The 11069-nt window shown below is 59.0% G+C and carries 11 protein-coding genes and 1 pseudogene; 8 read left to right on the top strand and 4 right to left on the bottom strand.

Annotated features, from left to right (window positions below):
• Positions 1–125 precede the first annotated feature (125 nt).
• Genes V7773_RS16520 through V7773_RS16530 form a run of 3 tightly spaced genes read left to right on the top strand, consistent with a single transcriptional unit; the run spans position 126 to position 2749 of the window.
• Complete coding sequence (locus V7773_RS16520; protein ID WP_092149874.1) at positions 126–1562, top strand: cytochrome ubiquinol oxidase subunit I; 1437 nt, start codon at positions 126–128, stop codon at positions 1560–1562.
• A 3-nt stretch (positions 1563–1565) separates the two neighbouring features.
• Positions 1566–2573 (top strand): cytochrome d ubiquinol oxidase subunit II, encoded by a 1008-nt coding sequence (gene cydB / locus V7773_RS16525; protein WP_092464225.1) that lies wholly within the window; start codon positions 1566–1568, stop codon positions 2571–2573.
• 11 nt (positions 2574–2584) lie between these two features.
• Positions 2585–2749, top strand: a complete 165-nt coding sequence (locus V7773_RS16530) for a DUF2474 domain-containing protein (RefSeq protein ID WP_086936717.1) — start codon at positions 2585–2587, stop codon at positions 2747–2749.
• A gap of 43 nt (positions 2750–2792) precedes the next feature.
• On the opposite strand, the gene V7773_RS16535 is transcribed toward V7773_RS16530, so the two are convergent.
• Together V7773_RS16535 and V7773_RS16540 are read right to left on the bottom strand one after the other, a co-directional pair.
• Positions 2793–3932, bottom strand: coding sequence for a methyltransferase (locus V7773_RS16535; RefSeq protein ID WP_336074185.1), 1140 nt, complete (start codon positions 3930–3932; stop codon positions 2793–2795).
• 182 nt (positions 3933–4114) lie between these two features.
• A complete protein-coding gene (locus tag V7773_RS16540; RefSeq protein ID WP_063324281.1) occupies positions 4115–4828 on the bottom strand; it encodes an autoinducer binding domain-containing protein in 714 nt (237 codons plus the stop codon).
• A gap of 293 nt (positions 4829–5121) precedes the next feature.
• Here V7773_RS16540 and V7773_RS16545 point away from each other — a divergent pair, with 293 nt between their 5' ends.
• Entirely contained in the window at positions 5122–5898 is a 777-nt protein-coding gene (locus V7773_RS16545; protein WP_336074186.1) for a ferredoxin--NADP reductase, read from the top strand.
• A gap of 20 nt (positions 5899–5918) precedes the next feature.
• Here the strand turns inward: V7773_RS16545 and mscL are convergent, their stop codons facing one another.
• The gene (gene mscL / locus V7773_RS16550) at positions 5919–6332 is read right to left on the bottom strand and encodes a large-conductance mechanosensitive channel protein MscL (RefSeq protein ID WP_003205779.1); all 414 of its coding nucleotides are present in this window, start codon (positions 6330–6332) and stop codon (positions 5919–5921) included.
• A 282-nt stretch (positions 6333–6614) separates the two neighbouring features.
• On the opposite strand from mscL, the gene katB reads away from it, so the two are divergent.
• The 3 genes from katB (at position 6615) to radA (ending at position 10234) form a co-directional block, all read left to right on the top strand.
• Entirely contained in the window at positions 6615–8156 is a 1542-nt protein-coding gene (gene katB / locus V7773_RS16555) for a catalase KatB (RefSeq protein ID WP_336074187.1), read from the top strand.
• 118 nt (positions 8157–8274) lie between these two features.
• A complete protein-coding gene (locus V7773_RS16560) occupies positions 8275–8823 on the top strand; it encodes an ankyrin repeat domain-containing protein (protein ID WP_336074189.1) in 549 nt (182 codons plus the stop codon).
• Between the two features lie 43 nt (positions 8824–8866).
• On the top strand, positions 8867–10234 hold the full coding sequence (radA, locus tag V7773_RS16565) for a DNA repair protein RadA (RefSeq protein ID WP_003185644.1): 1368 nt from the start codon (positions 8867–8869) through the stop codon (positions 10232–10234).
• Positions 10235–10426: 192 nt separating this feature from the next.
• On the opposite strand, the gene V7773_RS16570 is transcribed toward radA, so the two are convergent.
• Positions 10427–10783 (bottom strand): PilZ domain-containing protein, encoded by a 357-nt coding sequence (locus V7773_RS16570; protein ID WP_063324284.1) that lies wholly within the window; start codon positions 10781–10783, stop codon positions 10427–10429.
• 157 nt (positions 10784–10940) lie between these two features.
• Between V7773_RS16570 and V7773_RS16575 the strand changes: the two are divergent.
• Positions 10941–11069 (top strand): annotated as a pseudogene (locus V7773_RS16575) (carbon starvation CstA family protein); the annotation flags it as partial.

Here is an 11069-nt window from a genome sequence, read left to right on the forward strand (position 1 = left end):
CCGGCCAGCGTCCTGCGTTGTGACGGTTTTAAAAAAAGAACGATTTGAAAAGCATCGCACTCCATATCCCTGGAGGCTGGTGCAAGCCCCGCCCGCAGCCGGTTTTACCTGACAGAGGAAGACTTATGTTCGGTTTGGAGGCGCTCGATCTCGCCCGAATCCAGTTCGCGTTCACCATCTCGTTCCACATCCTGTTCCCGGCCATCACCATCGGCCTGGCGAGTTACCTGGCGGTACTCGAAGGCTTGTGGCTCAAGACTCGCGATGACACCTACCGCGACCTGTACCACTTCTGGTCGAAGATATTTGCCGTCAACTTCGGCATGGGCGTGGTGTCCGGGTTGGTCATGGCCTATCAGTTCGGGACCAACTGGAGCCGTTTCTCGGACTTCGCCGGTGCGGTGACCGGGCCGTTGCTGACCTACGAGGTGCTCACGGCGTTTTTCCTCGAGGCGGGTTTCCTGGGCGTGATGCTGTTCGGCTGGAATCGCGTCGGCCGCGGTTTGCATTTCTTTTCCACGGTCATGGTGGCGATCGGCACCCTGATCTCGACCTTCTGGATCCTGTCCTCCAATAGCTGGATGCAAACCCCCCAGGGTTACGAAATCATCGACGGCCGGGTGATCCCGGTGGACTGGCTGGCGGTGGTGTTCAACCCCTCGTTTCCTTATCGATTGCTGCACATGTCCACCGCAGCGTTTGTCGCCACGGCGTTCTTCGTTGGCTCGTCGGCGGCCTGGCATTTGCTGCGCGGTCGCGATACCCCGGCCATCCGCCGGATGCTGTCGATGGCGATGTGGATGGCCTTGCTAGTGGCGCCGATACAAGCGGTCATCGGCGACTTCCATGGCCTGAACACCCTCAAGCATCAACCGGCGAAAATCGCCGCCATCGAAGGCCACTGGGAAAACGTCGGTAATGAACCGACCCCGCTGATCCTGTTCGGCTGGCCCGACATGCAAGCGGAAAAAACCAAGTACGCCGTGGAAATTCCTTACCTGGGCAGCCTGATCCTGACCCACAGCCTGGACAAGCAGGTGCCGGCCCTCAAGGAATTCCCGCCTGAGGACCGACCGAACTCGACCATCGTGTTCTGGTCGTTCCGGGTCATGGTCGGCCTCGGCTTGCTGATGATTTTCACTGGGCTGTGCAGCCTGTGGCTGCGCCGTAACGATCGGATCTATCAATCCCGGCCGTTTCTCTACATGGTGCTGTGGATGGGGCCGTCCGGTCTGGTCGCGATCCTGGCCGGCTGGTTTACCACGGAGATCGGCCGCCAGCCGTGGGTGGTCTATGGCTTGATGCGCACGGCCGATGCTTCGTCCGGCCACAGCTTCGCGCAGATGAGCATCACCCTGGTGCTGTTCGTCGTGGTGTATTTCGCGCTGTTCGGCGCCGGCCTGAGTTACATGATGCGTCTGGTGCGCAAGGGGCCGGAGGCCCACGAAACCGAGCCGAGCGACGGTGGCCCGGGTCAGAAACGTACGCCGGCCCGGCCATTGTCGGCCGCCGATGACGGCGACGACATGGACCATAACCAACGCTCGAACAAGGGGAATTGAATCATGGGTATTGATCTTCCGCTGATCTGGGCCGTGGTCATCATCTTCGGCATCATGATGTACGTGATCATGGACGGCTTCGACCTGGGGATCGGCATTCTCTTCCCCTTCGTCAAGGGCGAGCGCGATCGCGACGTGATGATGAACACCGTGGCACCGGTCTGGGACGGTAACGAAACCTGGCTGGTGCTGGGCGGTGCCGGGCTGTTCGGAGCGTTTCCGCTGGCCTACTCGGTGGTGCTTTCGGCGCTGTACCTGCCGTTGATCCTGATGCTCATCGGCCTGATCTTCCGCGGCGTGGCCTTCGAATTCCGCTTCAAGGCCAAGGCTGAGAAGCGTCACCTCTGGGATAAGGCATTCATTGGTGGCTCGCTGACGGCCACCTTCTTCCAAGGTGTGGCGCTGGGGGCGTTCATCGACGGATTCGAGGTGGTCAATCGCCAGTTCGTCGGCGGCTCCCTGGGCTGGTTCACGCCATTCGCGATGTTCTGTGGCCTGGCGTTGATCGCCGCCTATGCGCTGCTCGGCTGCACCTGGCTGATCATGAAGACCGAGGGCAAATTGCAAGAGCAGATGCATGACCTGGCCCGGCCGCTGGCGTTCGTGGTGCTGGCGGTGATCGGCATCGTCAGCATCTGGACGCCGCTGGCCCATGCGGACATTGCGGCCCGCTGGTTCACCCTGCCGAACCTGTTCTGGTTCCTGCCGGTGCCGATCCTGGTGCTGGTGACCATGTATGGATTGTTCCGCGCCGTGGCGCGCAACGCCAATTACATGCCCTTTATCCTGACCCTGGTGCTGATCTTCCTCGGCTACAGCGGCTTGGGCATCAGTCTGTGGCCGAACATTGTGCCGCCGTCCATCTCGATCTGGGACGCCTCGTCACCGCCCCAGAGTCAGGGGTTCATGTTGGTAGGCACACTGTTCATCATTCCGTTGATCCTGGTGTACACCTTCTGGAGTTACTACGTGTTCCGCGGCAAGGTGACCCATGACGACGGTTACCATTGAGGACGTCGAGCATGGGCAAACCTGACTTGAAAGACATCGAGGCCGCCGAGCGCAAGCCACTCTGGCAGCGGCTCGGCTGGCTGGCGCTGATCTGGGCCGGCAGTGTGCTGGCGCTGTTCATCGTTGCCAGCCTGATGCGGATGTTCATGAATGCCGCGGGCCTGACCACTCACTGATTGCCCTGTGGGAGTCGAGGTGCTTTGCTTGCGCAGGGACGATTTATTTACGGGCTTTGAGGATCACGAACTTCGGCGTGGCGGCCACTTGCTCGACACCACGGAACAATCGCGCCAGTTTGCTGTGGTAACCCAGGTGCCGGTTGCCGACGATGTACAGCGCGCCGCCTACCACCAGCGCTTCGCGAGCCTGCTGGAACATCCGCCAGGCGAGGAAATCGCCCACCACTTGCTGCTGGTGGAAGGGCGGATTGCACAGCACCACGTCCAGTGACTGCGCCTCTTGTCCGGCCAGGCCATCACCGGCCCGCAGGGTCACTTCGCGCTCGCCCAGGGCCGCACGCCAATTCTCGGCGGCCGATTGCACGGCCATATACGACTCGTCCACCAGGGTGTAATGGGCCTCGGGGTTTTGCAGGGCACTGGCGATGGCCAGCACACCGTTGCCGCATCCCAGGTCCGCGACCCGGGCCGTCCCGAGGTTTTTCGGCAGATGTGGCAGGAACGCGCGGGTGCCGATGTCCAGGCCTTCGCGGCAGAACACATTGGCGTGGTTGAGCAGCTCGATCTTCGGCTCGTCCAGCCAGTAACGCGTGGGGTAGGGCGATACGATCGGCGCACTGCCTTGTGAAGCGCCGGGTTGTGGCGTAGCAATCAACAGCCGCGCTTTTTTTACCGCCAGGGAGGCCTGCACCGGGCCGATATACCGCTCCAATAAATCGCCAGCGGCCCGGGGCAGGTGCTTGATCATGGCCCCGGCGATCACCTGGGCACCTGGTGCCAGTTGGCCTTGCAGGCGAATCAGCTGTTCCTCCAGCAGGGCCAGGGTTTTTGGTACTTTGACCAGGACACGATCGAATGGGCCAGTCAGTGGCGCGCTGGCGGGCAACGTCGGCACCGCATCGAAGGGGCGACCGTTGCGCACCAGGTTTTTCTCCAGTGCTTGCAACGCGAGGAAGGAGTCACCGCTGCTGGTGACATCGACCTTGTCGGCCAGGCTGGCCGCCAGGGCACCGAAGCCATCATTGAGCACCAGGACCCGAGTCTGCTTGCTTGGCTGTTGTTCGGCCAGGTACGCGAGCAGGTATTCATCGGCCGCATCGAAGGCTTGCAGTGGTTCGTTCTGCTGTTCGGGTTGGCGGATCAGGTCGAGTTGGGCGAAGGGGCTGTCGAGCAGGGGCATGGCTGGGGACTCTGGAAATCAACGAATGTCCCGCTGCCTGGAGGTAGGTGTCTGTGCGGGACCGCCTGAATGAACGGCGTCGCGTGCAAGAAGCGGCATCATTCAAGTGGGACCGTAAATGGTACGTTTTTTTGTTGCACATTACTCGCGGGTTTTTCAGCCGGGTGGTGTCACTCCACTGTTCAGATCACATGGATTTGGGCTGCTTTTGCCACCGCTGAAATTTTATTGCTGACGTTCAGTTTCCGCATGCAACTGCATACATGGAAATTCACGGTTCGTTCGGAAAGACAGAGAATCCTGCCCACTTCCGACGCGGTCTTGCCTTCGGCAGACCACCTCAACACTTCGATCTCCCTGGGTGACAGGTGACATTTGGGCTGGACTGCCAGGGCGTCAGACAATTTTTTGCTGGCGAGTGCGTGCAGCTTTTGACTGGCGAAGATCGCGTAGCCGAGATTTGCATAGTGCTCCTCGATATCAATGGGACAATGGGACCGAGCCAGGCTGAACAGGCTGCAACGTGCCCCTTGGTCATCATGAACGGCTTGGGTCCAGCCATACTTGAGTCCCTGTCGATTAAGTTCTCTCCATAACTTGGGGGCTTGAGCAAAAACAGTCTCATCCCACAAGATGGGGAGCGGTGATTGATTGCAATGTGCTACTAATGGATCGTTCGACGCATAGCCATTTTGTTCATAAAGTCTGTCCCATCCATAAGGGTAGTTATTCAGGTTCACCTTGCTAGTGTGCTTGTCGGGGCTTCCTAGATAGGTTGCAAATGCGCAATATTCAAATCCCTGATTGTTAAAGAAATTCAGGACCAGACGATAGGCCGTCTGCAGGTCCTTCTCGTAGGATAACTTCCTCAATAACAAGTCCTTCCACTTGTCCATCGCTCTCTCCTGGGTTTGATTCGTCCATGCGGATCCAATCCATGATGCGAAATTTGAGTGTAGGACTATTCTTAATTGGTAGTGAGTTTTTTTTAGTTTGCTTACATTTTGAAATGTTTAAGAAGCTAAACTTTTTAATTAGTTTTTTTTACAGTTTTGTGAGTTTTGTATAAGTTAAGTAAAAGATTTTGATGGTCAGATGCTGTTTGTGGCTAAAGTGCCATTACTCGTCATCGGTGGTGAAGACGCTCGCTTTGCGGGACACTGCAAGTCTTGTCCCATTGGAGTGGCTCATGACCGACAGCGCAGAGAAGTTCACCCGCCAAACCCTGCTCGATGTCCAGCCGTTGACGTCTCATTTGTTTACTTTGCGCACGACCCGGGATCGAGGCTTTCGCTTTCGGGCGGGTCAGTTTGCCCGGCTGGGGGTCGTCAAGGCGGACGGAACCACCGTCTGGCGGGCGTATTCCATGGTGTCTTCGCCGTTCGACGAGTTCCTCGAATTCTTTTCCATCGTGGTTCCCGATGGCGAATTCACCAGTGAGCTCAGCCGCCTGCAGCCGGGTGACGAACTGTTGGTGGATCGCCAGGCTTTCGGCTACCTGACGCTGGATCGCTTTGTCGATGGTCGGGATTTGTGGCTGCTGTCCACCGGGACGGGTGTGGCGCCGTTTCTTTCTATCCTCCAGGATTTCGAGGCCTGGGAAAAATTCGAGCGGATCATCCTGGTGTACAGCGTGCGCGAGGCGCAGGAGCTGGCGTATCAGGCGTTGATCAAGGAACTGCCCCAGCGCGACTACCTGGCCGAGTACGCTCACAAGTTTCGTTTCATTGCGACCGTCACCCGTGAGCAGCATCCGGGGGCGCTCAATGGGCGGATCACCACGCTGATCGAAAATGGCGAGCTGGAGCGGGCGGCCGGCGCAGCGCTGGCGCCGGAGCATTCGCGAGTGATGCTGTGCGGCAATCCGCAGATGATCGATGACACGCGCAAGTTGCTCAAGGCCAGGGGGCTGCAGCTGAGCCTGACCCGTCGGCCGGGCCAGGTGGCGGTGGAAAACTACTGGTAGGCTGTCAGTGACTGACTGCCTCAGGGCCGCTCGTTCTGGGCCTTGAGCAGATCGCGAATCTCACTCAGCAGCAGTTCTTCCTTGGTCGGGACAGGAGGCGCGCTGGGGGCTACGGCTTCTTCGCGCTTGAGGCGGTTGATCGCCTTGACGCCCATGAAAATGGCGAACGCCACGATGATGAAGTCGATGGTGCTCTGGATGAATTTACCGTAGGCCAGTACCACGGCAGGCGCATCACCCTGGGCGGCCTTGAGGGTGATGGCCAGGTCACTGAAATCCACTCCACCAATCAGCAGGCCGATAGGAGGCATGACCACGTCGCCAACGAATGACGAAACGATTTTGCCGAAAGCGGCACCGATGATGATCCCGACGGCCATGTCGACGACATTGCCTTTGACCGCGAAGGCCTTGAACTCGCTTAGCACGCCCATGAGCTATTCCTTGTAACAAATGAAAGATGACTGGCAGTGTAAATCAGCCCAACGAGTCCTGCTCGAAACGCCTGCTTACAAAGCTTCAATTATCGACCTGGTCCTGGGTGAAAAGTTTTCAAAGTGCCATCAATCGCGCGTGATACGCGGTTTCAGCCTGGCACCCCACAACGTTTTTTCTATCGACGCGGTACGGCATTTCTATTTAGGTTTTCCTTTTTCGAGCACTAGCCTCTGGATGGCGCACATGGATGCGCTCTATAACATCAGAGGAACACGCCTATGAACACTTCCCTTGGCCACGGGGCTTATTCCCCTCGCCGCGCTTTTTTTGTGCTGACCGCGAGCCTTTTGTCCTTGTCTGTCAACGCGGCCACCCTGACCCGGGACAACGGTGCCGCTGTCGGCGACAACCAGAACTCGCAAACGGCAGGCCCCAACGGCCCGACCTTGCTGCAAGACGTGCAGTTGATCCAGAAGCTCCAGCGCTTTGACCGTGAGCGCATCCCCGAGCGCGTGGTGCATGCCCGCGGGACCGGCGCCCACGGTACCTTCACGGTTTCCGACGATCTCAGCGATCTGACCAAGGCCAAGGTCTTTGCCGCAGGCCAGGTCACGCCAGTGTTCGTGCGTTTTTCTGCCGTGGTGCACGGCAATCATTCGCCGGAAACCCTGCGCGATCCCCGTGGTTTCGCCACGAAGTTCTACACCGCCGACGGTAATTGGGACTTGGTGGGTAACAACTTCCCGACCTTCTTCATCCGCGATGCCATCAAGTTTCCGGACATGGTCCACGCCTTCAAACCCGACCCTCGGACCAACCTGGACGATGATTCACGCCGCTTCGATTTCTTCTCCCATGTTCCAGAATCGACCCGCACCCTGACCGAGTTGTATTCCAACTCCGGGACACCGGCCAGTTACCGCGAGATGGACGGTAACGGTGTACATGCCTACAAACTGGTTAACGCCAAGGGTGAAGTTCACTACGTGAAGTTTCATTGGAAAAGTTTGCAGGGCCTGAAAAATCTCGATCCGAAAGAAGTTGTGAAAGTTCAGGGTCAAGATTACAGCCATATGACAAATGATCTGGTGAATCATATTAATAAGGGCGACTTCCCGAAGTGGGACTTGTACGTCCAGGTGCTCAATCCACAGGACCTTGCCAAGTTTGACTTCGACCCACTGGACGCGACCAAGATCTGGCCGGGTGTGCCTGAGCGCAAAGTCGGGCAAATGGTCTTGAATCGCAATCCGGCGAATGTCTTCCAGGAAACCGAGCAGGTGGCCATGGCGCCGGCCAATCTTGTACCGGGTATCGAACCTTCCGAGGATCGTTTGCTCCAGGGACGAGTATTTTCCTACGCTGACACGCAGATGTATCGCCTGGGTGCCAATGCCCTGCAATTGCCGATCAACGCCCCCAAGGTGGCGGTGAACAACGGTAACCAGGACGGCGCGATGAACCCAGGCAGCACCAGCACCGGCGTGAATTATCAGCCGAGCCGCCTGACGCCGCGTGAAGAACCGCAAGCGGCACGCTACAGCCAGGCCGCGCTGAGCGGTAGCACCCAGCAGGCGAAGATCCAGCGTGAGCAGAACTTCAAGCAGGCCGGTGATTTGTATCGTTCGTTCAGCAAGAAAGAGCGTGATGACCTGATCGACAGCTTCGGCGGCTCTTTGGCGACCACCGATGACGAGAGCAAGCACATCATCCTGTCGTTCCTCTACAAGGCTGACCCTGAGTACGGCACCGGCGTGGCTCGTGTCGCCAAAGGTGACTTGGCCCGGGTCAAGGCCCTGGCGGAAAAACTGACTGACTGATCCACCTGTGGGAGCGAGCTTGCTCGCGATTCAGGCGACTCGGTCTGGCTGTGCACCGCAGCGTCTGCATCGCGAGCAAGCTCGCTCCCACAGTCTTTAGTCATGGGGAGACGTCATGATGCGCAGATTTCTTTTATCGATGCTTGCGACCTGGTCACTGAGCGTACTGGCCGATCAGCCAATACCCACCGAACCGGTCGTCGTACAAGAACAGTTGCAAAACTATTACTTCGACGCCGCTCGCCGCGGCGATGTGCCGATGCTCGAGACTTTTATCGAGGCCGGTTATTCGCTCAATACCCAGGATGAAAAGGGCTACACCGCGCTGATCTTGGCGGCTTATCACGGCCACGGCCCGGCGGTGGAGCGGCTGCTGGCCGCAGGCGCCGATGCCTGTGCCCAGGACAAACGCGGTAACACAGCGCTGATGGGGGCGATTTTCAAGGGTGAAGTGCAGATTGCGCGTCGTTTGCTGTCCACCGATTGCAGCCCGGACCAACGCAACGGTGCCGGGCAGACCGCGGCGATGTACGCCGGTCTGTTCAAGCGTGATGAATTGCTCGATGCCTTGAAGGCCAAGGGGGCGGATCTGCAGGCCCAGGACCCGTTGGGCAATACCCCAGTGGGTCTGGCGAAGGGGGAAATCAGAATGCCGGCCCCGCGCTAGCCACTGCCTGGGCTATCATCGCGGTTTTTATCCGGGAGTTCAGATGGCCAAGGCAAAGCGCATGTACGGCTGCACCGAGTGCGGCTCGACCTTTCCCAAATGGGCCGGCCAGTGCAGCGAATGCGGGGCCTGGAACACCCTGACCGAAACCATGGTGGAAAGCGGCGGTGCGGCGGCACCTACCGGTCGCACGGGCTGGGCCGGTCAGCAGGCGCAGATCAAGACCCTGGCCGAAGTCAGCGTTGAGGAAATCCCGCGTTTCTCCACCGCATCCGGTGAACTGGACCGCGTGCTCGGCGGCGGCCTGGTAGACGGTTCGGTGGTGCTGATCGGCGGCGATCCGGGCATCGGCAAGTCCACCATCTTGTTGCAAACCTTGTGCAACCTCGCCACCCGCATGCCGGCGCTGTACGTCACTGGCGAAGAATCCCAGCAGCAGGTCGCCATGCGTGCCCGGCGCCTGGGCTTGCCCCAGGACCAGTTGCGGGTCATGACCGAGACCTGCATCGAGACCATCATCGCCACGGCGCGCCTGGAAAAACCCAAGGTGATGGTGATCGACTCGATCCAGACCATTTTTACCGAACAGCTGCAATCGGCCCCGGGCGGCGTGTCCCAGGTGCGCGAAAGCGCGGCGTTGCTGGTGCGCTACGCCAAGCAGAGCGGCACGGCGATTTTCCTGGTAGGCCACGTCACCAAGGAAGGCGCGCTGGCGGGGCCGCGTGTGCTGGAGCACATGGTCGATACCGTGTTGTATTTCGAAGGCGAATCCGACGGACGCCTGCGTTTGCTGCGAGCAGTGAAGAACCGCTTTGGCGCTGTCAACGAACTGGGTGTGTTCGGCATGACCGACAGGGGCCTTAAAGAAGTCTCAAACCCTTCGGCGATCTTTCTGACGCGTGCCCAGGAAGAAGTCCCTGGTAGCGTGGTCATGGCAACGTGGGAAGGCACCCGGCCGATGCTGGTCGAAGTGCAAGCGCTGGTGGACGACAGCCACCTGGCGAACCCGCGCCGGGTCACCTTGGGCCTGGACCAGAATCGGCTCGCGATGCTGTTGGCCGTCCTGCATCGACACGGTGGGATTCCGACTCACGACCAGGACGTTTTTCTCAACGTGGTCGGTGGGGTCAAGGTACTGGAAACCGCCTCCGACCTGGCGCTGATGGCGGCGGTCATGTCCAGCCTGCGCAACCGGCCGCTGCCCCATGATCTGCTGGTGTTTGGCGAAGTGGGGTTGTCGGGGGAAGTGCGACCGGTGCCCAGCGGGCAGGAGCGACTCAAGGAAGCGGCCAAGCACGGCTTCAAGCGCGCCATCGTGCCCAAGGGCAATGCGCCGAAGGAAGCACCACCGGGGTTGCAGATCATTGCCGTGACACGCCTGGAACAGGCGTTGGATGCGTTGTTCGAATAACCCTAAAGGCTGTACAAGGCCCTTTGTGGAGAATGGACTTATCTGTGGCGAGGGGATTTATCCCCGTTGGGCTGCGCAGCAGCCCTAAAACCTAACAACTCGGTGTGTCAGGTCGATTGCCGTCGCTTGTTTGGGGACTGCTGCGCAGCCCAGCGGGGATAAATCCCCTCGCCACAAGGGATCGGCGTTGATTCAGATATGGATCAACGCCGCCAACTCCCGCTCCAACTCGTCCTGGTCGCCCACGTTCAGCGCTACCAGCCGGCGTAGGTGTGCGATGGAGTCCAGGTCAATGTGCTCGCAGGCGAAGCCCAGGTGACCATGGTCATCATGGGCCAAACGAACTTCCATTTTGATCTCAGCATCAGGGCTCAAATGAATATCGGCCATGAAGGGTCGCTCGATATCGCCAAGCCAGGGTTCGGGTTTCTTGATCAGCAACCCCTTCAGGGACAGATCCAGCAACTCTACCGGCCAGATGAACGGGCCCTGGCTCAGCTCGGTCCTGGCATTGAAGTCAACTCGTACGAAGCGGCGACGTTCGCTCATTACGCATTCCCTCTGGAGATTCACTGACTATAGACCCAACTGACGGGGCATCGTCACCGTTCGGCCGCCGACAGACGAATGTCGGGTATGGCCTTTGCCCGGGTTAGCGCTAAACTCCAATGGCTGTCTTTCTTGTCACCCTGGCTGGAATATAAAAATGAAAAACAATAATAGCCTGCTGCGCCATCTACCCTGGCTACTGCTGGCCGTCGTAGGAGCGTGCGCCCTGGGCGTCGTGGCATTGCGTCGAGGCGAGGCGATCAACGCCTTATGGATCGTCGTCGCC

This window comes from Pseudomonas sp. 3JA (assembly GCF_036961705.1).
GTDB lineage: Bacteria > Pseudomonadota > Gammaproteobacteria > Pseudomonadales > Pseudomonadaceae > Aquipseudomonas > Aquipseudomonas fluorescens_Q.